This window comes from Catellatospora aurea, assembly GCF_042663325.1.
In the GTDB taxonomy this organism is placed as follows: domain Bacteria; phylum Actinomycetota; class Actinomycetes; order Mycobacteriales; family Micromonosporaceae; genus Catellatospora; species Catellatospora aurea.
In genome coordinates, this window is sequence record NZ_JBHTAC010000060.1 from 24584 (window position 1) to 45887 (window position 21304).

Annotated in this window: 17 protein-coding genes; 10 read left to right on the forward strand and 7 right to left on the reverse strand. The window is 70.9% G+C overall.

The window, feature by feature from the left end; genetic code table 11:
- Positions 1 to 30: 30 nt before the first annotated feature.
- Positions 31 to 822 (reverse strand): hypothetical protein, encoded by a 792-nt coding sequence (locus ACFQO7_RS34535; protein WP_376810328.1) that lies wholly within the window; start codon positions 820 to 822, stop codon positions 31 to 33.
- A gap of 323 nt (positions 823 to 1145) precedes the next feature.
- Here ACFQO7_RS34535 and ACFQO7_RS34540 point away from each other — a divergent pair, with 323 nt between their 5' ends.
- The 3 genes from ACFQO7_RS34540 (at position 1146) to ACFQO7_RS34550 (ending at position 4190) form a co-directional block, all read left to right on the forward strand.
- Positions 1146 to 1709, forward strand: a complete 564-nt coding sequence (locus ACFQO7_RS34540; protein ID WP_376810329.1) for a DUF4352 domain-containing protein — start codon at positions 1146 to 1148, stop codon at positions 1707 to 1709.
- Positions 1710 to 1780: 71 nt separating this feature from the next.
- Entirely contained in the window at positions 1781 to 2251 is a 471-nt protein-coding gene (locus ACFQO7_RS34545) for a hypothetical protein (protein ID WP_376810330.1), read from the forward strand.
- Between the two features lie 10 nt (positions 2252 to 2261).
- Positions 2262 to 4190, forward strand: coding sequence for an AAA family ATPase (locus tag ACFQO7_RS34550; RefSeq protein WP_376810331.1), 1929 nt, complete (start codon positions 2262 to 2264; stop codon positions 4188 to 4190).
- Positions 4191 to 4284: 94 nt separating this feature from the next.
- Here ACFQO7_RS34550 and ACFQO7_RS34555 read toward each other — a convergent pair whose 3' ends face one another.
- From ACFQO7_RS34555 to ACFQO7_RS34565, 3 genes are read right to left on the reverse strand one after another with little or no spacing between them, the layout of a single operon-like run.
- On the reverse strand, positions 4285 to 7092 hold the full coding sequence (locus tag ACFQO7_RS34555; RefSeq protein ID WP_376810332.1) for a DEAD/DEAH box helicase: 2808 nt from the start codon (positions 7090 to 7092) through the stop codon (positions 4285 to 4287).
- A complete protein-coding gene (locus tag ACFQO7_RS34560; RefSeq protein WP_376810333.1) occupies positions 7089 to 9083 on the reverse strand; it encodes a hypothetical protein in 1995 nt (664 codons plus the stop codon). The genes ACFQO7_RS34555 and ACFQO7_RS34560 overlap by 4 nt, the downstream gene beginning before the upstream one ends.
- Positions 9076 to 10275 carry a hypothetical protein gene (locus tag ACFQO7_RS34565; RefSeq protein WP_376810334.1) on the reverse strand — a complete coding sequence of 400 codons (1200 nt, stop codon included), beginning with the start codon at positions 10273 to 10275 and terminating at the stop codon, positions 9076 to 9078. Before ACFQO7_RS34565 ends, ACFQO7_RS34560 begins: the two co-directional genes overlap by 8 nt.
- Before the next feature lie 270 nt (positions 10276 to 10545).
- On the opposite strand from ACFQO7_RS34565, the gene ACFQO7_RS34570 reads away from it, so the two are divergent.
- The 6 genes from ACFQO7_RS34570 (at position 10546) to pglW (ending at position 18993) form a co-directional block, all read left to right on the forward strand.
- Complete coding sequence (locus tag ACFQO7_RS34570) at positions 10546 to 12999, forward strand: AAA family ATPase (RefSeq protein WP_376810335.1); 2454 nt, start codon at positions 10546 to 10548, stop codon at positions 12997 to 12999.
- Complete coding sequence (locus ACFQO7_RS34575; protein ID WP_376810336.1) at positions 12996 to 13391, forward strand: hypothetical protein; 396 nt, start codon at positions 12996 to 12998, stop codon at positions 13389 to 13391. Before ACFQO7_RS34570 ends, ACFQO7_RS34575 begins: the two co-directional genes overlap by 4 nt.
- Positions 13392 to 13433: 42 nt before the next feature.
- Positions 13434 to 14123, forward strand: coding sequence for a DUF6308 family protein (locus tag ACFQO7_RS34580; RefSeq protein WP_376810337.1), 690 nt, complete (start codon positions 13434 to 13436; stop codon positions 14121 to 14123).
- Between the two features lie 31 nt (positions 14124 to 14154).
- A complete protein-coding gene (locus ACFQO7_RS34585) occupies positions 14155 to 14451 on the forward strand; it encodes a hypothetical protein (protein WP_376810338.1) in 297 nt (98 codons plus the stop codon).
- Positions 14438 to 14608, forward strand: a complete 171-nt coding sequence (locus tag ACFQO7_RS34590; protein ID WP_376810339.1) for a hypothetical protein — start codon at positions 14438 to 14440, stop codon at positions 14606 to 14608. Before ACFQO7_RS34585 ends, ACFQO7_RS34590 begins: the two co-directional genes overlap by 14 nt.
- Before the next feature lie 269 nt (positions 14609 to 14877).
- On the forward strand, positions 14878 to 18993 hold the full coding sequence (gene pglW / locus ACFQO7_RS34595) for a BREX system serine/threonine kinase PglW (RefSeq protein ID WP_376810340.1): 4116 nt from the start codon (positions 14878 to 14880) through the stop codon (positions 18991 to 18993).
- A 28-nt stretch (positions 18994 to 19021) separates the two neighbouring features.
- On the opposite strand, the gene ACFQO7_RS34600 is transcribed toward pglW, so the two are convergent.
- Genes ACFQO7_RS34600 through ACFQO7_RS34610 form a run of 3 tightly spaced genes read right to left on the reverse strand, consistent with a single transcriptional unit; the run spans position 19022 to position 19986 of the window.
- Positions 19022 to 19246, reverse strand: a complete 225-nt coding sequence (locus ACFQO7_RS34600) for a hypothetical protein (protein ID WP_376810341.1) — start codon at positions 19244 to 19246, stop codon at positions 19022 to 19024.
- Positions 19236 to 19403: a hypothetical protein gene (locus ACFQO7_RS34605; protein ID WP_376810342.1), complete on the reverse strand. Its 168-nt coding sequence runs from the start codon at positions 19401 to 19403 to the stop codon at positions 19236 to 19238. Before ACFQO7_RS34605 ends, ACFQO7_RS34600 begins: the two co-directional genes overlap by 11 nt.
- 1 nt (position 19404) lies before the next feature.
- Positions 19405 to 19986: a DUF6879 family protein gene (locus ACFQO7_RS34610; protein ID WP_376810343.1), complete on the reverse strand. Its 582-nt coding sequence runs from the start codon at positions 19984 to 19986 to the stop codon at positions 19405 to 19407.
- A 172-nt stretch (positions 19987 to 20158) separates the two neighbouring features.
- Between ACFQO7_RS34610 and ACFQO7_RS34615 the strand changes: the two genes are divergently transcribed.
- Positions 20159 to 20677 carry a DUF6879 family protein gene (locus ACFQO7_RS34615; RefSeq protein WP_376810344.1) on the forward strand — a complete coding sequence of 173 codons (519 nt, stop codon included), beginning with the start codon at positions 20159 to 20161 and terminating at the stop codon, positions 20675 to 20677.
- Positions 20678 to 21304 lie beyond the last annotated feature (627 nt).

The window sequence follows — 21304 nt, forward strand, 5'->3', positions numbered from 1 at the left end:
TCAGGAGAAGTATGGAGAGTAGCCGCCGCGTTACTCGGCGGCAGCCCCGGCCACGCGAAGCTGCGTGCCGAACAGCTGAAACACGTCGTCGAGCTGCTTCTTCGCGCGTTTTCCGGCCGCTTCGCGTTGCACCCGATCGGCTTCGGCGTGGATGTCGAGCTCCGCCTTCGCGGCCTGCGCGACGTCGGTCGGTGTCATGGCATCGGCGCGCAGCGCGGCGTCGGGAATGTTGGCGGCAAAGCGCCATAGCAGCCGGATCGCCGCGGGCGTCGGGTTCGGTAGGCGATCGATGTGGTCGGCGAGGCGGATCGCGGAGGTGAGGAAGTCGACCCGCGGGCTGAGCGGACCGACGATGCGTCGCTCGATCGGCCACGTCGACACCGCCAGCAGGCCGCGGGCCGGTGCCAGCAGGTCGGAGGTCAACGCCGAGCACAGGTAGTAGGGCCGGGCGTAGGGCGAGGAGCGGAACGAGCGCTCCTCGTCGCGCCGAAGGCTGGTCAGCCGGGCCGGCACCATTTCGCCCGCCTGGAAGGCCTCGTGCACCGCAATGATCAGCTTGGGTGCGGACGGGGCGCCCAGCAGCGCCAACGCCTGGTGCACCTGTTCTCGCAACGGGAGTAGCGGCGCGGCCGGCCTGGCCGGTGCCGCGCTCTCGGCCTGCTCGGCGAGCTGGTCGAGGATCTCGTCCCACTCCCGTTGGGCTCGGCGCAGCTCGGTTCGTAGCGCATAGGCGCGTTCGGTGTCGCCGCCGGCAATCGCGTGACGTACTGCCGTACGTAACTCGTCGATGCGGCGCTCGAGGGCTTCTGCCGATTCCGCCATGGAAACACCGTACCGCATTCCAGCATTTCCCAGCAAGAACCATGCATATGACAGGCGTCGATTCACCCGTGCGTCCGAAGAGGCCCACCTTGAACTGCATCGACTTCCCACCCCAAGGGTGCCGCTGGACATGGTGACGCGGGGAGTTGTACAGTCCTCCACGCTCTTCCAGTATTTACCAGCAACCTCCGCTGACTACCTGGCTGGAAGAACCCGGATGCGGTCGTCCCCGAGCCGACGACCTCACTCCGCGGGCGCCAGCCGGCAGGTCCGCCGACCACGCCGACCGGCCCACCGAAGTCGACTTCCGAAAGGACCATCTGATGAACCGCAAGCAGCTCCTGCTGACCCTGGCCGCGACCGTCACCGTGATGACGATGCTGGCCTGCGGCGCCGGGTCCGGCGACACCAGCTCGTCGGTGTCCGGCGGCGACGGCAAGAGCGTCGAGGCCGCGCCGGAGCCGACCACCGCCGTCGGCAAGATCGGCCAGACCATCACCCTCAACAGCGAGTTCCTGGGCGACAAGACGGTCGTCGAGGTCACCGTCGGCGGCGCCAAGCAGCACACCAAGGAGCCCGGCGCGTACGGCAGCAAGCCCGAGCACGGCGTGTTTCTGGTGCTCGACGTGACCGCCGTCTGCAAGCAGGGCAAGTACCACGCCAACCCGTTCAACTTCAAGTTCGTGGCCAAGGACGGCACCGTCACCGAGCAGGCCCTGGCCATCGGGTTCAAGCCCGAGCTACACGGCACCGACCTCGCCGCCGGCCAGAAGACCGCCGGGAAGATCGTCTTCGACGTGTCGAAGGCCGCGCTCACCGGCGGCCGCATCCAGATCGACGGCGTCGGCCTCGACTCGAACACCCCCGCCGCCTACTGGGCCCTCTGACCCGGCAGCTCCCCCGCTCCTCCGGTGGCCCGGCGGGCCACCGGACCTTCCCAGTACGAGGTGACGTCTCGATGAAACGAACCTGCGCCACGTGCGGAAAGAAGTCCTACCCCAGCCAGGAGCGCGCCATCTCGGTGGCGCTGCGCTGCTCCCGCCTACGGGGCACCGCGCTACGGGTCTACCACTGCCCCCAGCACGAGACGTGGCACCTGACCAGCCGCCCGACGTGGCAGGAACGCCCGTCCAGCCCGCCCGCCGCCGAGCTGAACCACCGACGGCGGATGGCCGCCCTGCTCGCCGACCGGGGGTCGGTCGGCGAGCAGGACCTTGTCGCGGGCGCCGACCCTCGATACGTCCAGTCGATCGTCACGGAGCAGCTGAACACGTGGTGCCGCTGGGGCCTGGCCTACCCGGACGGGCAGACCGTGGTCGCGGCCGACGTCCCAGCGCTGCGCGCGATCGCAGAACACGGCTGGTCGGCCTGGGTGCGTGCACACCCGGCCGACACGACCACCACCCGCTCACCCGGCCACGAACTGTGAGGCGGCTGCCATGACCCCCGACGAACCACTGGTCGAACTCCTGCTCGACCGCCTCGCCGCCGACGGCGTGGCCGACGAGATCACCGACGTGGTGCTGGGCGCGGCCGGCGGCGACGACGAACTGCGGGCCGCCCTCGACGGGCGACCCACCCGCCCCCGCCCTGCCGGTGACGCGCGCCGGCGCACCCACGTCTACCTCGAAGCGATCACCGTCACCGGATTCCGCGGCGTCGGTCCGCAACGCACCCTGCCGGTGCGACCCGGTCCGGGACTGACACTGGTGGTAGGGCGCAACGGCTCGGGCAAGTCCAGCTTCGCCGAAGCCATCGAGCTGGCCCTGACCGGCGACAGCGCCCGCGGCGCCGACCGCGCCTGGCGCAACGTGCACCAGCCCGACACCTGCGCCGTCCGGCTCGACCTGCGCATTGGCGATCCCGCCGCACCCACCCGCATGCAGCGAAGCTGGGCACCAGGCGACGACCTGGGTGCCGCGACGGCAAGCGTCACCGGGGCCCCGGACGAGCTGGACCTGGCCAGGTTGTCGCGGCTGTACCGGCCGTTCCTCACCCCCGCAGACCTGGGCCGTCTGGCGACCAGCACCGCCACCGCGCTGCACGACTCCACCGACGCCGTCCTCGGCCTCGAACTGCTCACCGACACCGACCGACGGCTCACGGCCGCCGCCCGGCCTGTCGACTCCGCGCTCGCAGAGCACCGGCACCGCCAGGCCGTACTGCGAGCCGCGCTCGGCGACGTCGACGACGACAGGGCCCGGCGCGCCGCACAGCAACTCGCCGCGGACAGCCCGGACCTCGACCTGCTCGACAGCATCCTCGCCGAGCCGGTCGACGCCGACACCGACAAGACCATCGCGATGCACCATTGGCTCGCCGACCTCACCCTGCCCGAGCCCGCCGCCGTCGCACGCCTCGCCGCCGACCTGGCCCGAGCCGTCGACGACAGCCGCGGGTACGAGCAGCGACAGGCGAAGTCCTCGCTGCGCGCCGCCGAGCTGTTCCGGCTCGCGATCGACTACCACGCCGAGGCGGGAGACGGGCCGTGTCCGGTCTGCCATACCGGCACGCTCGACGGCCTTTGGCGGCGGAAGGCCGAAATCGCCTTCCGCGACCTGCGCGAACTCTCGCTGTCGGCGAACCGGGCGGCGTCGCAGGTCAACGAGCTGACCCGGCGTGCCCGCCAGCTGATCGACCAGATCGAGTCCCCCGCCGGCGAAGGTTCGGCGCTCGCACTGCTACGTGACGTCGTCGCCGCGCTGCACGCACTGCCGCGTACGCCGGGCGAGCTGGCCGCGCACCTGTCCAGCCACTACCCGCCGGTCGCGCAGGCCGCCGACCTCGTTCGCCGGCAGTCCGTCGCCTACCTGAGCAGGCGGGACACTGCCTGGCAGAGCATCGCCGGCGAGCTGCGCGCCTGGTCCGCCGACGCCCGCCGTGTCCCCGTCCTCACCGGCGAGCAGGCACGGATCAAGGCGGCACGGCAGTGGCTCGGACAGGCCGCCGACGGCATCCGCGACGCGCGGCTGGCGCCGTTCGCCGAGCAGTCACAAGCGATCTGGACACGGCTGTGCCAGGAAGGCACCAGCGACGCCGCGCTGGGTGTACTGAGCCAGGGCGAGCTGCAGGCACTGGGCCTGGCCACGTTCCTGCCGCACAGCTGCGCAGCCGAGAGCCCGTTCCGGTTCATGGTCATCGACGACCCGGTGCAGAGCATGGACTCGTCCAAGGTCGACGGGCTGGCCCGGGTGCTCGCCGAACTCGCCGGCGAGCGGCAGGTGGTCGTGTTCACCCACGACAGCCGCCTGCCCGACGCCGTGCACCGCCTGGAGATCGATCTACAGGTGCTGGAAGTAGTACGAGCCGAGCAGTCGGTTGTCACCGTCCGGGTCGTCCTCGATCCGGCCGTCCCGCACTTGGCGTGAGCGGCCGCAACATTGGAGCATCCAGAATTCCTGACAGAGCAGCAGGATCCCCGGGTGCGTACCCTGGGATCCTGCTGCGTGATCGTGCAAAGTGTCAGTCGTTCAATGCCGCGACCGAGGTCGACCCGCGCTGGTGGATCATCCGCGACGGCCCGGTCCCGTCCGGCGCCGGCTGCCGCATACCGGTCACGGACAGGTCCATGGTCAGTGCCGCCGCGATCGCCTCCGGCAGCGGCACCCGGGCCGCCTGCCGCTCGGTGGCCCACTCCCCGGAGTCCGGGGTCTCCCCCATGACCACCCCGAACCAGCGCTCCCGGTCCTTGACCACCCGGAACATCTTCTCGTCGTGGGTACCCGCCAGATACGGCTCGTAGATGACGACGGGCCGTGCCGTCCGCGCGGCTTTGGACCCGATCCGGTCGACGCGGCCGTTACGCTGCTCCAGCGTGCTCGGGTTCCAGTCAAGGTCGTGATGGATGACGTGGCGGCAGTCCTGGTGCAGGTCGACGCCCTCCGCCATGACCGAGCTCGCGACCAGAACCTCGGGGAAGAACGGGGTATTGAAGGTGAGCATCAGCCGGCGCCGGGTGTCGGCGCGCACTCCCCCGTTGGCCAGGCGCACGTTGGGCAGCAGCAGTTCCCGCCGGTGCGAGCGTTCCGACGGGTCGTAGTGCTCCGCGGTGGCGGCGATGCCCCCGGTCTGGATCGCGGTGAGCGCGTCGAGCAGCTCCCGACGCTCGGCCCCCACCTGCTGCCCGAGCGAACGCGCGAACGCGGAGATGCGGTCGGTAAGCGTGGCCCCGGACGAGTCCTGGTGGTCCAGGCCCGCGATGAGGTCGTCGATGGTCATTTCCGGGCGCAGGTCGGCGAACCGGACCAGGAACGAGGGCGTACGCATGAACCGCACGACGATCTCGGTGGCCCGCCCGGACGACTCGTCGTCGAGCCCGCCCATCTGCTGCCTAACTCGGTCGTGAAACACCTGGTAGCCGCGGACGTCGCTGCGGAGCAGGCGTTCGCCGACCCGGTCCAGCGCGGCGAGCACCTCGTCCTCGTCCGCGCCGGACAGCTGCAGGCCGGCGGCGGCCCGGTCAAGGATCTCGGTCTTGAGCGCGCGGGAGATGTGTGTGCGCAGCGCCCGTCCGGTTTCGACGTAGAAGCAGAAGACCAACGTCTTCTCACCTGCGCACCACAGGTCGACCACGCGCCGCACGGTGGCCGCGATCTTGGGATGCCGGGCCCATTCGTCGGCCGTTTCCGCCGGCAGCGCCTTGGCGATGCGGTCGAGGTACCAGTCGAGCTGGCGGGAGCGGCCCACCGGCTCGTCGGTCTTCCGCTCGTCCTGCGCGGGAGCCTGGTCGCGGCGGGTTTCGGCATACGCCTCGTACGACGACGCGAGGCCGTAGGCGAAATAGGCGCGGGTGGCGTGCTCGCCGGAACGGTCCAGCGACGCCACCGCTTGCGCCCGCGCGGCGAGCAGGAACGGCAGCGTCGCGGAGCCGCCGACGGCCAGCCCGACCGGGGTGGGTTCGTTGTCGGTGATGCCGCGCCCCGGCAGGTAGCGCCGGCGTTCGGCCTTGTGCGGTTTGAGGTGCCGGATGACCCAGGGCCGCAGCAGGTCCTGCGCACGGCCCAGGTCCGTTCGGGCTTCGGCGGCGACGGTGAGTGCTTCGCGTACCCGCTCGGGCTGGTCCGGCCGCGCAGTCAGCGAGGTCAGCCCGGCGACGGCGCCGGCGTCGGCCGGATCGATCCGTGACCAGGTGCGTTCCAGCCGCAGCGCGGTCGCCCGGGCCCGGTCCAGGGCCTGGCCGAGGTCGGTGAGCCGGTCGTCGAACGCCTTGCGGTCGCCGGGCGAGGGCCAGCGCACGCCGTGGAACCGGTCGAGCACGCGCAGCAGTTCCCGGTGGTCGAGCTGGAACGGAGTCGCGGTGAGGAACAGCATGCGCTCGAACATGTTGCCCAGCGGCCCTTGCAGCGCCTCGGCGTCGTCTTCGGCATCGTCGTTGGCGAACAGCTTCGCCAGCTGGGTGTCGTTGCGGGCGTGGTGTGCCTCGTCGAGGATCACCAGCGGCAGGGTGACGTCCAGGGCCTGCAGGCTGGCCGTCCACGTCTCGTTCAGGGCCGCGGTGAGCAGTCTCCGGGCGTCTTTGATGCGCTCGTCGAAGGTCGCGGTGCGATGGACCGGCACGGTCATGACCGCGTCTTGCAGCGGGCCGAGATCGACCCGTTCCACAGCCTGCAGCAGCGCGGCCGGCACCGGGTCGTCGTCGAGGGACTGCTCGGGCCGCCAGCGGCGCCATTGGTCACGCCAGCGACTGGGCGTGGTCGCGAGCAGGTCCGCGACGAGGTAACGGTCCCGGAAGCGCTGGTCGCGTAGCAGTTCGCCGGCGAAGCGGGCCAGGGAGTCGCGGCGCTTGAGCAGGTCCGGGTGGCGGCGGGTCGCCTGGCGCAGCAGTGCCAGCCGCACGAACGGGTCGGACAGGCCCAGGGTGAGCGCACCGTGCGTCACGAAGATCAGATGCTGCCGGGTCTCGGCCGGGTCGTCGAGGAGTTTGAGCAGGTCGCTGCCATGCCGCACGGTCCGGGGTGCGGCGCGCAGGCCGTGGCCGGCGGGCAGGCAGCGTTCGGCGAACACCTCCCACTCGGTCGGCCACTTGTCGGCCACGGCCGGCGGGACCAGCACGACCACCGGCCGGTGACGCCCGGTCGCTTCGAGCACGCTGACGGCGACAGCCAGCGCGACGTAGGTCTTGCCCATGCCGACCTCGTCGGCGAGCACGATGCCGGGCTGGTCGGCGAAGCGCCGCAGGATCTCGGCGGCGGTGCGGGTCTGCCGGGCGGCGTCGGCGGCCGGAACTCGGTCGTTGTCCAGCGTGAGGTGCGGGCTGAGGGTCCAGTTCACCGGGTGGCCTCCATGGCGTCGCGTACGTACGCGTCGAGCGCGGGGGCGGGAGCAGGGCCGAGGTTGTCGCGGCGTTGCCGCAGCTGCTCGACGGCCTCGGCGACGAGTTCGCGAACCCGTGCCTGGTCGAGTCCGGCTGCGGTGGCCGTCCAGTCGACTGCCCGGATGGTGAGGGCGAGTTCGGCGAGCAGGAAGTGCCGTTCTCCGGCAACGGTGTCCTGTTCGGGCGCGGCGACGAGCGCGTCGGCGATCGCGACCGGGCCGAACGCGCCGTGCAGGCGCCAGTGCAGGGCGTCGAAGCCGGTGGCGGGTTTGCCGAGTCTTTCCTGCAGCCGCCACAGGGCCAGGGAGTGCCGGCGGGTGCGTTGCAGCAGCAGTCCGCTGCCGTCGAAGCGGCGCAGCGGGTCCAGTTCCAGGGCCGCCGCGGCGGCATGGTCGCGCTGGCCACGCAGTGCCTGTTCGAGCGCGTGCGGGAGCGGCCTGGTCGACGCCAGCGCCGCGAGCAGGATCTCGACGGGCAGTTCGGCCAGCTCGGCCGGCGGCGGCAGGGTGGTGCGGTCGGCGACGTTGGCGGTCAGCGCGGCCTGGTGTGGCACGCCGCCCTCGCTCCAGTGCACGAGCACGTAGGCGGGCAGCGGCCCTGCGGGCAGCTCCACACCGGTCTGCGCCGCCACGGCGCCGGGGTGCCAGCGCGTGGAGTCGAGTACGGCGCGGCCGGTGGGGTGCCGGATCTCCCAGGTTGCCGGCAGGCTCGACGGGTCCAGGGTGAGCACGGCCCGCGCGGGTGCGCCCGGTTCGATGAGGCAGTCGACGAAGCCCAGGGGCAGTTGCGGGCCGGCGGGCTCGTCCTCGTCCGGCACCGTCTCCCATTCCTGCTCGTCGAGTTCGACGGGTGTGCCGGTGCCGGCGAGGGCACGCAGCGCCTTGGCGTCGCCGCCGGTGGCCGGGCAGCCGATCCACAGGTTGAGCTCGTGGTGGCCGATGCGCGGGTGCAGGCCAAGGCCAGGGGTGGTGGCATTGGAGGAGCCGACCATCGCCGCGACCCAGTCGTCACTCTCGACGAGGATCAGTTTGGCGTGCAGGCGCCGGGGCTCGTCGCCGCGCGGGGTGTAGGAGGCGATCCGGGCGCGGGGCTGCTCCGCCAGCGCCGCCGGCCCCTGCAGGGTGCCCCGGTGGGGATCGATCCCGACCAGCAGGGTCAGCTCGCGGCGCTCCGCCGGACGACCGGTGAGCAGCTGGGCGACCGCGGCCACGGAGGCCGCGGGCCGGCCGTCGTCCCAGAACGGGGACAGGATCGTGGCGCGCAGCGGCTGGGCACCCTGCCAGACGTCGGCGAGCCGGACCAGCGGGCTCGTGCCGGGCCGGGACGGCGCGACGGCCAGCCGCATCGGGCCGGTGGCGTGCAACGGCAGGTCGAGCCGGTTCACCCGGTCGGCGAGCAAGCCGAGAGTGCGTAGCGCACGCGCTTTCGGTCCCGTCTGCTCCGGACCGGCGGCCAGAGCGACGATGCGCCGCAGCTCGGCGATGAGGTCGTCGCAGACCTGGCGCGGCACCTGGCAGCCGTCGCCGAGTTCGAGCGCCAGCGCGAGCTCCACCTGCCTGCGGTACCCGGCGGGGGTGAGGTTCGCCGACCCGATGACGATGCGGCAGTGCCGCTCCCACAGCAGCACGGCGACCTTGGCGTGCAGCAGACCGCCGGGGATGGCCACAGGCAGCAGGTCCCAGCGCAGGTTGCGTTTCTCAGCCGGGCTGCTGCGGTCGACCAGTACCGTGACCTGGGCTTCGCTGAGCCGATCCTCTTCTTCCAGGACCGCGGCGACCGAGGAGATGTGGTCCCCTTCCGCCGACACGGTCGACAGGCCGAGAAACCGTGACAGGCAGTCCTGGGTGAAGAAGTCGGCGTCGAAGGTGAAGCTTGTGGCCAGGCATGCCAGCGGGGCACCGGCCCCGTCGGGTGCGGACCAGTGTTCGAGCAGGCGGACGTCACTCATCGGCGGTGTCCTTCATGAAGTGCAGCAGCGGGGCGACCCGGACCGGGTGCACGAACTTGGGCCCGAGCTGCGGCGGGTCACCTGCTCCGTAGGCCTTGCGTACGACCCAGCCGCCGCGCAGTGGTTCGAACCACGGCCTGCGCCCGTGCGGTGGTTTGCCGGCCTGGACCTGCTCGTGGTGGGCGAGCAGCTGCTCGGCCAGCTCGGCGGGCCCCCTGGTGAGGGCGAACTCGCCGAGACGCTGCTCCAGGACGGCATCGGGCAGCACCTGCGCGATCGCGTCGGCGGCCCGCCGGTAGCGCACCGGCAGCTCTCGGGCGCAATGCTCGATCGTCTCGTGCTCCCGGGCCATCGCGGGGGTGAACGGCTGGCCGCCCAGGGCGTACGACATCGAGCACAGTGTGCGGAACCCGGCGTCGACCAGGGCCGCGAACCGCTCGTAGGCGATGACGGCGTCGACGATGCGGGCCAGTTCCGGGGAGCAGCGCGCCCGGACCGCCTCCAGCAGCTGCGCCTCGTGCTCGTAGCGGCTCGTGTCGAGGCCGGCGACGTGGCCGGCGAGTTCTGCCCGGGTCTCGTGGGCAGGGTCGGTGATCAGCGAGCGCAGTGCCCTGCGCTCGGCGGGACCGCTGCGGTCAGGGCGCAGCGCGTCGGTCAGCTGGCCGAGCAGCCGGCTGCCCGGAGCGGTCTGGCACCGGCCCGACCGCAGCGCGTCGTGCACCTCCTGGCGGACCTTCCTGCGCAGGTCGTGGCCGGCGGTTCCCGGCACCTCGTCGGTGAACCCCTTCAGATCCTGGTCGTGTTCCCAGGCCCGGACCAGGTCCGCGCAGCGGGTGCCCGGTTCCAGGCCGGCGCCGACCACCCGGGCGTCGACCGCGAACGGCTTGTACACGCCGTTGAACCCGAACACCGTCGGGCCCTTGAGGTAGGTCGCCGCGGACAGCCGCTGGGAGCGCTGGATGATCGCTCGTGCTTTTTGGCTGCCCGGGATGCCTGACGGAAGATCCTTGCCCAGCCTGCGGACGAACGCCTCGACCATCAGCCACTCGAAGCAGATCGCCGGCGTGGAGATGCCGTCGGCGGGGGTCTGCTCGGCCAGGGTCTCGCAAGCCAGGGAACCGACCGCCATGGCGGTCACGAACCGCACCTGGCCCATCCGGGCCCGCAGGCCGGGCACCAGCAAGTCGGCCAAACGGTCGGAGATGCTCGCCAGCCCAACCGGGTCGAGGCTTCCCTCACCGCTGACGGGAGGGTCGTAGGCGGAGACTGCGGGCAGCGTTAGTCCTGCCAGAGGCAAGGCATCCCCCTCAGGTGTGTGGATCTGTCCTGGACGTTCGTCTTAACCCGTACGTGGCCGGCCTATGGACGCTGCCGCGCCGCCACTGTACAGTCCTCCATTGTTTTCCAGCAATTGCCAGCTTTCCCGATTCACCGCTGACAGCTCGCACCAAGGGAGGCCACAGTGGACGCCGACGAATCCCTGCAGCAGCTGGTACTCGACAAACTCACCACCGACGGCCCGGCACCCGACGTGACCCGCCTGATCCTCGGCGCCTACGTCGGCGACCAGCAGCTCGCCGCCGCGATGGCCGGCACCGACACCGACCTCCCGACGCCGGCTGCAGCTGCCGCACCACGGCCCAGCCCTCTCTACCTCGAGGCCGTGACCGTCGAAGGCTTCCGCGGTGTCGGTCCCTCGGCGAGCCTGCGCCTGCAGCCCCACGCCGGCCTGACGCTGATCGTCGGACGCAACGGCTCCGGCAAATCCAGCTTCGCCGAAGCCGCCGAACTCGCCCTGACCGGTGACAGCGCACGCTGGGCCGAACGCAACAGCGTCTTCCGTGACGGGTGGCGCAACCTGCACCATGCGGATCCGTGCGGCATAGAGGTGACGGTACGCGCCGACGGCGTCACCACCCCCATCCGCGTAGCCCGAAAGTGGCAGGCCGATCAGACTGACCCCGGCCAGGCCGACACCCGCGTCAGCGCCCACGGCAACACCTACCCCGGCATCGAGCAGCTGGGCTGGACCCAGCCCATGCAGACCTACCGGCCGTTCCTCACCGCCGGCGACCTCGGCCGGCTCATGACGGCAACCCCGAGCGGACTGTTCGACGCGCTCGCCCCGATCCTCGGCATCGACCCCATCACCGACGCCGACCAGCGGCTCATGCACGCCCGCCGCGACATCAACGCCCGCGTCACCGCGGTCAAGACAGCGCGCGAGGACCTGCTGCGCCGGCTGACCGGCGTCGACGACGACCGCGCCCGCACCGCCGCCGCCATCCTGGCCGCCCGCCGACCCGACCTCGCCGCCCTCGACGCGCTGCTCGCCGACGCCGGCGAAGAGACAGCGGACCCCGTCGCGGCCGCCTGCCGGCGCATGACCACCGCGCTCCTGCCCGAGCCGCAGGCCGCCACCCGCGTCGCCGACGAGCTTGCCGCCGCGGCTGAGCTCGCCGGCACCCTCAGCGCCCAGCGCGAGCAGACCAGCGGGCGACTGGCCGCGCTGCTGGACCTCGCGGTCGCCCATCATGACGCCCACGGCAACGGGCCCTGCCCCGTATGCGGCACCGGCGCCCTCGACGCCGGCTGGCGCGCCCAGGCCGCCGAATCCCTCACCCGGATGCGCGCCGACGCCGAGCAGAGCCGGCAGGCCGACCGCCGGCTCGACCGGGCCCGCAGCGAGGCGTACACCCTGCTCAGCGGTGCCCGGCACCTGCCGGCCGACGACGGCACGCTCGCCGCCAGCCCGCTCGCCGAGCACCTCACCCGGCTGCAGGCCGCGCTCGCCCGATGGTCGGCGATCCCGGCCGATGCCACCGCGCAGCAGCTGTCCGCCCACATCAGCACGGCCTACCCTGCGCTGTACGACGCGCTGACCGCGACCCGCGAGGCCGCGGCCGACTGGCTGCACCGGCGCCACGACGCCTGGCGCGCGCACGCCGCCGCGCTGCAGGAGTGGCTGGGCAAAGCCCGCTCCACCAGCACCGACGAGCCCCTGCTGGCCCAGGTCAAGACCGCACGGGAGTGGCTGCGCGACGCCGCCGAGCAGATCCGCAGCGCTCGGCTTGCCCCGTTCGCGCAGCAGTCCCAGCAGATCTGGGACCGGCTGCGCCAGGAGAGCAACGTCGAGCTGTCCGGCATGCGCCTGGACGGCACCACCACCCGGCGGCGGGTCGCCTTCCCCGTCACTGTCGACGGCACCGCGACGTCCGCCATGGCCGTCATGAGCCAGGGTGAGCTGCAGGCCCTCGGCCTGGCCGTGTTCCTGCCCCGCGCCTGCGCCGAGGACAGCCCGTTCAAATTCCTGATCATCGACGATCCGGTGCACAGCATGGACCCGTCGAAGGTCGACGGCCTGGCCCAGGTCCTCGACGAGCTGGCCCGCGACCGGCAGGTCATCGTCTTCACCCACGACAACCGCCTGCCCGAGGCGATCCGCCGCCTGCAGATCGACGCCACGATCTGGGAGGTGCAGCGCCGCGAAGGATCCGTGGTGGAGCTGCGCAAGAACCTCGACCCCGTACGCCGCTACCTCGACGACGCCAACGCCCTGGCCAAGACGAACGAGCTCGTCGACGACGTACGCCGACCGGTGGTCGCCGGCTTCTGCCGCTCGGCCATCGAGGCCGCCAGCCACGAGCGCATCCGGCGCAACCGCATCCGGCGCGGCGACCCGCACGCCCACATCGAGGAACTGATCGACCGCGCGCACACGCTCACCCAGACCGTCGCCCTGGCCATGTTCGACGACCAGCAGCGCGGCGGCGACGTCCTGCCGGCGCTCCACCGCATCGGCCCCTGGGCCGCCGACACGTTCAAGGCCTGCCAGGAGAACGTCCACGGAGCGCAGCACGGCACCCTCGAAACGCTCGTCCAGCAGACGACCCGTCTGGTCAAGGAGCTCCGATGAACAGCACCGACACCTACCTGGCCGCCGCCGACCGGCTGCTCACCGAGGTCGTGCCCGGTGCCCGCGGCACCTGGCCGCGCGCCTGCGCCTGGCTCATCCGCCTCGCCCTGGAGAACGAGCTCACCAGGTTCTGGGCCGGCGCCTGCCCACCGGTCACACACGTCCGCTCCCGCAGAGCCCAGCTGCTGCTGCTCGGCGGCTACGCCACCCGCGACGTCAGCCGCCAGGCCAGTCACGCCTGGGCCTGCCTGTCGCGCGCCGGCCACCAGCACAGCTATGAACTCGCCCTCACCGCCAAGGAACTACGCCGGCTCTGCGACGAGGTCAACACGGTCGTCGCCACGCTGCGCGACATCATGCCCGCCACCGCCGCCGCTCCCCCACACAGCTGACACAGACACCGACCACAATCCCGCCGAGGAGGCGCACACCGCATGGACCACCGGCAACTGCTCGCCATCGTCGAGCACCCATCAGCTCCGAACGCACTGCGCTGCTACTACGACGGCTGGACCGGCAGGCGGTTCGAGTCGCTCGGCCTGCTCGACGGCGCCGATCCCGACCCTGACGAGTTCACCGCAGTCGACATCGTCGCGGTGAGCCTGCTCAGCGTCAACGTCCCAGCCGAAGCCTCGATTGGCCTGCTGGAAGGTGACCTAGGCAGGCGAGGCGCCGCGCTGCTCCGCAATATCCCCACCACGGTCGATCTCGGCACTGATGACGCTGGACCGCTCCTGTCCGAGACCAGTGAAGCCACGCGGGTGTGGAAAGAACTCACCGAACAGCGCGGCATCGGCTCGGTCATCGCGGGCAAGCTGCTGGCCCGCAAGCGCCCCCGGCTCATCCCCATCTACGACGCTGTCGTCGGGTGCGTGCTCAGCCCACCGCAGCACGAGTTCTGGACCTGGCTGCACCAGCAGCTCCAAACCGACGGTGGCGTGCTGCGCGACCGGCTCCACAAACTGCGCACCGATGCGGACCTGCCAGAGCACGTCTCCGCGATCCGGGTGCTCGACGTCGTCGCCTGGATGTTCCACCGGCGGGCGCACATCAACGGGGCCTGTCCTGGATTCGACCTCGCCGACGTTCCGCTGCAACCGGACTGCGCCGCGTGGCGTGCGTGACACGCCTTCCCTCGACGATCGGAGACTGGCAGTGATCCACCGATTCATCCACGACGGCAGACCGTACGAGATCGACAGCGACGCTCTCGTCACGCGTATGTCGGACGTCGTACCCGAGGCAGTACGCGACCACAGCGTTCGCGGCGGCGGGAGGCTCTATCCGGTGAAGCAGGTATTCGCGATCGCCACCGGCTTGCCCCGCGCCCAGTTCACCAGCCACACAGCCCGGCGGCACCTGGCCGCACTCGGCCTGGCGCCGGCCGGGTTCGTTTCACCTGGCCGCTCACTGGTTCAGCCAGGCACTGTTCAAAGCCATGCTGCTGCGTGACGCGAATCCGAACTTCGAATCGCTGATGGTGCTGCCCGACTACCCCAGGTATCGCGACCTCGCTCTACGGACTGCCGACAGCCGCGCGGCCGCGGCCATTCACATCGCCTTCGTAAAGCCCGACGGCACCCTCGACTCCTCGACGTGGGCGCCTTAGTCGGCTCGAACGGAGGTATGTCCATCGCTGCGCCCACCGGCGCGTCGTATCAGTGGATCAGCGGATTGATCCGCGCGACGGACCGTTCAGACGATCTCCGCCACAATCCAGACATCCGCCGCGAGCCGTATCGCCCAATTCGAGCTTGGCGGCGATCACGGCTCTGCGGGCCCCCTGACCAAGCCTTAGGATCTGCGTGAACGGTCACTTGCGGGCAGCTACACCCCCGGAGGACCACCTCGTCACAGGTGACTAACGGGAGGGTCGCGGTGCGGAAGGATTCGCCACGCTGGGAAGAGATCAACCCCAGCCCTTTCGCCCACGAGAAGGACGGCCTGCAGGCGCTGGCCGAATACCTCCCTGACGCGGACCCGTTCCACGTGTGGGCCAACGTCGAGTTCGTCGGTACCGACGGCTCGATCAACGAAATCGATGCCCTGGTCCTGACCCCGAGCGGTCTGTATGTGCTGGAGCTCAAGCACTGGCAGGGCGAGATCACGGGCAGTGGCACCCAGTGGGTACGCCGGATGCCCAACGGCAGGCTCACCCCGGAGGACAGCCCTTATATCCTGGCCAACCGCAAGGCCAAGCGCCTGGCGAGCCTGATCCGGTTCTACGCCCACAAGCAGGGCAAAGCGGCACTGGCCCCGTACGTCGGGACCGCGGTCTTCCTGCACGCCCTCGACCTGCGGACGAGGCTCGACGAGCTGGGCAGGCAGGGCGTCTACGGCCTGCACGGCAACAGTGCCGGGCTCGACAGTCTCCAGGAGTTCCTGCTGGCCCGACCGGTCAAGCAGCAGATGCTCGTCGATCCGCAGCGCGGGCGGCAGATCGTCGACCTGGTCAAGGGCGCGAAGATCCGTCCGTCGGTCGCCGACCGGCGCATCGGACAGCTCATCCTGCACCCCCGGCCGTTCGCCGAGGGCGTGGGCTGGCAGGACTTCCTCGCCGGGCACTCGCTGAACACGGATGTCGTGCGCCGGGTGCGGTTCTACCTGACCAGCCGGGCCGCCGAAGAGGAGGTGCCGGTCATCCGCCGGGCCGCCGACCGCGAGTTCCGGCTGCTGCAGGGAATCAATCACCCCGGCATCAGCCACCCCGTGGACCTGGTCGACCACTCCTTCGGGCCCGCCGTGGTGTTCGACCACACTCCCGATGCGGTGCGCCTGGACCAGTGGCTGCTACAGCGCGAGCGCAAGCTGACCCTGGCCCAGAAGCTCGACCTGGTGCAGGACCTCGCCGAGATCGTCGAGTACGCGCACTCGCGGCGGCTGTCGCACCGTGCCCTGCACCCGCGCGCCGTCATGGTCGCCCGGCCGGACAAGTCACGCCCCGACCTGTCGGTCATCGACTGGCAGACCGGCGGCAGCATCGCCGGCGCGACCAGGGTCACCCGGCTGAGCTCGAGCAGCGACGGAGCCGGGCTGGAGCTGTTCTTCGACGACGAGGTGCGCCGCTACCAGGCACCGGAGAGCACCACCAGCGCACAGGCGTCGGGTGTGCTGCTCGACGTGTTCGGCCTGGGCGCCACGGCATACCGCATCTTTGCCGGCAACCCGCCCGCGGAGACCCCGGAGGAGCTGCTGACCGCGGTCCGCAACCGGGGCCTGAACCTGGCCGCGGTCGCCGACGGCATGCCGGACTCGCTGGTCACCCTCGTCTACGACGCCACCCACGGCGATCCCGGCCAGCGGCTGCGCAGCGTCAGCGAGTTCCGCCGCAAGCTGGAGGCGGTCTGGGAGGAGATCACCGCCCCGGAGGCGGAGCCGGTCACCGACCCGCTGTCCGCGGCCAAGAACGACGTGCTCGACGGCGGCCTGACCGTGATCCGGCGGCTGGGCTCCGGCGCGACCGCGACCGCGCTGCTGGTATCCCGCGGCGAGGGCGACAAGCGCCAGGAGCTGGTGCTCAAGGTCGCCCGCGACGAGCAGCACGCCGACCGGCTGGCCGCCGAGGCGGAGAGCCTGGGCAAGCTGAAGTACGCCCACATCGCGTCGCTGGTCGAGGGCCCGGTGACGGTCGGCGGGCGCACTGCGCTGCTGCTGGAGAGCGCCGGCACCCGCACCCTGGCCGAGGAACTGCAGGGCGGACGCCTGGCGCTGGAGATGCTGGAACGGTACGGCCGCGACCTGCTCGACGTCCTCACCTACCTCGACAGCCAGGGCGTCTGGCACCGCGACCTGAAACCGGCGAACCTGGCCGCCCGGCCCCGCGCCAAGGACAAGCAGCTGCACCTGTGCGCGTTCGACTTCTCGCTGGCCTCGGCGCCCGCCGACCAGCTCGTCGCCGGCACTCCCCCATACCTCGACCCGTTCCTCGGCCAGGGCAGGCGGACCCGCTACGACGCGGCCGCGGAGCGGTTCGCCGCCACGGTGACCCTGTTCGAGATGGCCACCGGCCAGCTGCCCCGCTGGGGCGACAACGCCAACCCGGCGGCGATCGACGACGAGGTGACGCTGGAGCCCGCCGTGTTCGACGCGGCAATCGCCGACCGGCTGATCACGTTCTTCGGCAAGGCCCTGGCCCGTGACGCCGCAGCGCGGTTCGACACGGTCGAGGAGATGGCCGACGCCTGGCGTGCGATCTTCCGCGACATCCCGAAGCTGCCCGCGAATCCGGTCGTCGGCCCGGCCGCGATCACCCGCGACACCGCGCTCGACGCCACCGAGCTGACCGTGCGCGCCCGGTCTGCGCTGGAGCGCCTCGGCGTGCACACCGTCGGCGAGCTGCTCGACTACAAGCCCTCCGACCTGACCCGCGCCCAGGGTGTGCCCGACGCGACGCGCAAGGAGATCCGCGCGGTGACGCGCACCCTCCAGGCGCAGTTCGGCACGACCCCCACGACGCCGCCCGTTACCGCCGACAAGCCGGTCGCGCAGGGTGTCGAGGCGGTCTGCGCGACACTGCTCACCGATGTGAGCGACAAGGACCGCGGCCCGCTGCGGGTGCTGCTCGGACAGGCCGCCACCCCCGACGGGGCATACCTGCGCTGGCCCGCCCAGGCCGAGGCGGCTCGCGGCACCGGCCAGACCCAGCCGCAGATCTCGGTGCTGCTGCGTAAACACGCGAAACTGTGGGTCGACAACGCCGCCCTCGCCCAGGTCCGGGACGAGATCGTGGCACTGCTCGACACCCGCGGCGCGGTCATGAGCGGCGAAGAGCTCGCCGAAGCCCTGATCGCCGCCCGCGGCTCGTTCACCGCCGGCCCGGGCCGCCTGCCGCAGGCCATCGGCCTGGTGCGTGCCGCGGTCGAGGCGGAGCTGGCCCGCGGCGGCGACGCGCGCGTGGCCATCCGCCGCTTCCGCAAGGGCGAGACGGTGCTCGTCGGTCTGGAGCCGGACGACCCGGCGTCGCTGGTCACCGCCGCGAACCTGCTCGACCACGCGGTCGAGCTGGGCCAGCGGGCCGGCCGGATCGCCGCCGAGGATCCGCTGCTGCCCCGCCAGCGGGCCATCGACGAGCTGCGCGCGGTCGCCGTACCCGATGGCATGCCCGCCCTGGCCGACCAGCGGTTGCTGCAGCTCGCCGCGGCGGCAAGCAACGGCGTCGCCGCGGTGAGCGCGCAGAACCTGCTCTACCCGGTCGGCATGCCCGCCGATAGGGCACTGCGGCTGACGTCGAGCGCCATCACCGGCCAGCGGCTGTCCGAGGAAGCGCTGCGCGACCGGGTCCAGGCCCGCTTCCCGCAGGCCCAGCCCCTGCCGGGCCGCCCGGCACTGGAGCGGCTCGTGCAGGACTGCGGAGTGCCGCTGCTGTGGGACGGGGCGTCGAAGCACTTCGTGCCGCCGACGTGGCAGAGCCTGCCGACGTCGACGCGTATGGCCACCAACTACGCCCCGCTGCAGACGGCCGCCGACGCCGTCGAGGCCGACCTGCGGCTGACCGCGACCGTCGAGCGGCACGGGTTCCTGGCCGTGCTGACACCCCTGCGCAACCTCGCGAAGGCGCGCGCCAAGCTGCTGGACCGGCACGGCCTGGTCGAGCTCGACATCACCACGGTGATGCTGGAGCGGCTGCGTGCGCTCGGGTTCCCGTGGGAGGCGATCGTCGCCGCCGACAGCGGCAAGGCCGCCGATGCCGACTTCCGCGGGCTGACTGAGCTGTTCCAGCATCACGTCGTGCCCGCGGTCACGGCAGCGCTGGACGGCGACCGGCCGCTGCTGATCACCGAGGCGGCTCCGCTCGCCCGGTACGGCCAGATGCAGGTGCTGCAGCAGCTCACCGACCCGACCCGGAGCCGGCCCGCGGCCCGGGTCCTGCTCCTGCCCGCCCGCCGCCCCGAACCCGTCCTGCTCGACCAGGCCCAGGTGCCGCTGATCTCACCCGCCAGCCAGTCCCTGTGGCTGCCCGACACGTGGATCGACCAGCCGCTCACGGTGCGGTAGACCACAGCCGCCTTCGCCGCACGGCAGGCTACCGGCGGACTCGCAGGAGCATCTGGGCAGGCCACACGGCCAGCCGCTGGCCACTGCGGCGTCCCTCGGTCACCTCGACCAGCGGACGCCCGGTGTGGTCTCCGCAGACGTCGACGATCCGGCCGATGGCGTCGCGATCCAGGTCCAGATCCAGGGCGACGTGGTCGCCGATCGACACCATGTCCCCGTCGCCGATCACCCAGTTCGTCGGGCTACCGCTCATCGGCGGCCTCCCGGGTGAGGAAGTCGAGGATGCGCTGGATCGTCGGCAGGGATGTGTCCCACGCATGCGCGGCGTTCATCGCCCGGACGAACCGCAGCTCTTCGCGTGTCTCGGCAACCGGCTCTGCCAGCGCGCTGCCGTAGGTGGTTCCCTGCATGTCACACCTCCGGTCGCAGGGTTGCGTCACCCACGGACGGTGGGCGTTCCCTCGGTGCGAGCCGATGGGTAGGCCGGTAATCCTGATGCGGGACGGCCCGTTGCCAGACGGCCTCGAACGCAACCCGGCAGAGTTCGACGACCCCAGGATCGGTGCTCGTGTCCCGGAAGGTCGCGTTACCGTTCCCGTCGAAGTGGTTGAACAGCACGACCGAGTCGTCGAACAACCAGAAGTCGTTGCCGGGCAGAGCCAGATCCGAGGCGTACCGGCGAGGAAGCCATCGGACCTCCTCCCCAGCCTCGATGTTGCAGACCTCGGTCGTGTCGTATTCAAATCTCACGTAATCGCTGATCGGCTCGCTGACGATGCGCGCCCGACGCACGGCGGCTCCCCGGTTCCGAGCCGCGCCGATCATCTCGTACCAGCGGTGTGCCCACCCAGGCCGCGAACCGGGGGCAGGCCGCTCACCGTCCAACCAGGCGACGTAGTTCGGATCGCCGGTCATGTATCCGTCTCGCATTTCCAGATGAACAGCACTGCGCCAGCAGCCGTCCAACAGCTCAGCAAACGTCGACTCAGCCATCGGGTGCCACCTTCCCAAAGAAATGTTGATCGATAGTCGCAAAGAACATTGAGCAAGCCGCATCACTAAATGCAGGCACTGCGCGCCAAATCATCAGTACCGTGTCAACCGTTCGCGAAGACCCCGGCACGAGAGACACCGGAGTACGAGCGCGATTTCAAGGAGGGCGATGATGACACCGGCAGCAACAGTCAACGCGCACTTGCGCCGGGCGAACAGATCGGCACTGCATCTGGAAATGCGTGATGGATACATGCTCGACGATCCGATGCTGCACGCCTGGCGCGCGGGCCATCGAGACGATCCCGCCGACCGCACAGCCTGGTGGAACGGGTGGTGCGAGCTGGTCGCCGCGTTGACCGGTCGCGGGGTCCCCGTGCGCCGTGCTCGGATCGTGTCGGAGCCGGTCAGCGAATACATCCGCTACGAGTATGACGTGACCTTCAGGAACCTGGCTGCTGGCGAGGAGGTTCGATGGCTTCCTCGCCGAATGACCACTGACCTGGCGTTGCCCGGCAATGACTTCTGGTTGATGGACGAGCGGACTCTGATCGTCAACCACTTCAGCGGGGAGGGCGACTGGCTCGATGCCGAGCTGGTTGCTGACCCCGGCGTGGTCGACCACTGCTTGTCTGCGTTCGGAGCCGTCTGGGAGCGCGCTACCTCCCACACCGAGTACCAGCCGCGCTGAGTGCTCGACGAGGCCGCCGCTGGCCTCCTCGCCCTTCGATTTCGACGACTGCGTCATCGAGCCACGCCTCCCTGCTGGTCCGACCATCGCGGCGGGCGATCCGCGTTCATGGAGCCTCCGTTAGAGGTGCGGGATGGGTGAGGAGACCGGGCACGCAACGCGAGATTTGCCGTCGCCCGGTCTCCCCGGCCTGGCCGTGCCATGGGAGATGAGGCCAGGAGCTGCGGATCAGCCGCCCATCCGCTGGGTGTACGGCCGCACGAGCGAGTACGTCGGAAGCAGGATCGTGTAGCCGCACGACCAGCACTCGCACACACGACCATGCAGCGGCTTCGTGGCCGCGCCAGCCGTAGACACGCCAATCTTTGAGTCGCGGCGTGATCGCCGCCGGAGTTTCGGCAGTCCCATGATTTCCCTGTGTCCTGTCGTCGGGGCGGCACCTGTCGTTTGTCAGCCCCGCCACTGGGGTTGGCGAAGATCCGTCACCATCCCACCAAGACAGAACTGACATTCAGCGCAAAAGCCCGTATGTTTAATTCGGACGCTACGAGCGAACCATGCCCCGTGCCCGTGTGTCAACGGCCATCGTGAGGTCGCCACTGGTGGCCAGCGAATGTCGCCACCTGT

Excerpts from the sequence above, each read along its gene's own strand:
- ACFQO7_RS34580 (WP_376810337.1), top strand. The coding sequence starts at position 13,434 with ATGGACCACCGGCAACTGCTCGCCATCGTCGAGCACCCATCAGCTCCG.
- ACFQO7_RS34600 (WP_376810341.1), bottom strand. The coding sequence starts at position 19,246 with ATGAGCGGTAGCCCGACGAACTGGGTGATCGGCGACGGGGACATGGTG.
- ACFQO7_RS34535 (WP_376810328.1), bottom strand. The coding sequence starts at position 822 with ATGGCGGAATCGGCAGAAGCCCTCGAGCGCCGCATCGACGAGTTACGT.
- ACFQO7_RS34540 (WP_376810329.1), top strand. The coding sequence starts at position 1,146 with ATGAACCGCAAGCAGCTCCTGCTGACCCTGGCCGCGACCGTCACCGTG.
- ACFQO7_RS34550 (WP_376810331.1), top strand. The coding sequence starts at position 2,262 with ATGACCCCCGACGAACCACTGGTCGAACTCCTGCTCGACCGCCTCGCC.
- ACFQO7_RS34545 (WP_376810330.1), top strand. The coding sequence starts at position 1,781 with ATGAAACGAACCTGCGCCACGTGCGGAAAGAAGTCCTACCCCAGCCAG.
- ACFQO7_RS34575 (WP_376810336.1), top strand. The coding sequence starts at position 12,996 with ATGAACAGCACCGACACCTACCTGGCCGCCGCCGACCGGCTGCTCACC.
- ACFQO7_RS34605 (WP_376810342.1), bottom strand. The coding sequence starts at position 19,403 with ATGCAGGGAACCACCTACGGCAGCGCGCTGGCAGAGCCGGTTGCCGAG.
- ACFQO7_RS34560 (WP_376810333.1), bottom strand. The coding sequence starts at position 9,083 with ATGAGTGACGTCCGCCTGCTCGAACACTGGTCCGCACCCGACGGGGCC.
- ACFQO7_RS34590 (WP_376810339.1), top strand. The coding sequence starts at position 14,438 with ATGCTGCTGCGTGACGCGAATCCGAACTTCGAATCGCTGATGGTGCTG.
- ACFQO7_RS34610 (WP_376810343.1), bottom strand. The coding sequence starts at position 19,986 with ATGGCTGAGTCGACGTTTGCTGAGCTGTTGGACGGCTGCTGGCGCAGT.
- ACFQO7_RS34615 (WP_376810344.1), top strand. The coding sequence starts at position 20,159 with ATGACACCGGCAGCAACAGTCAACGCGCACTTGCGCCGGGCGAACAGA.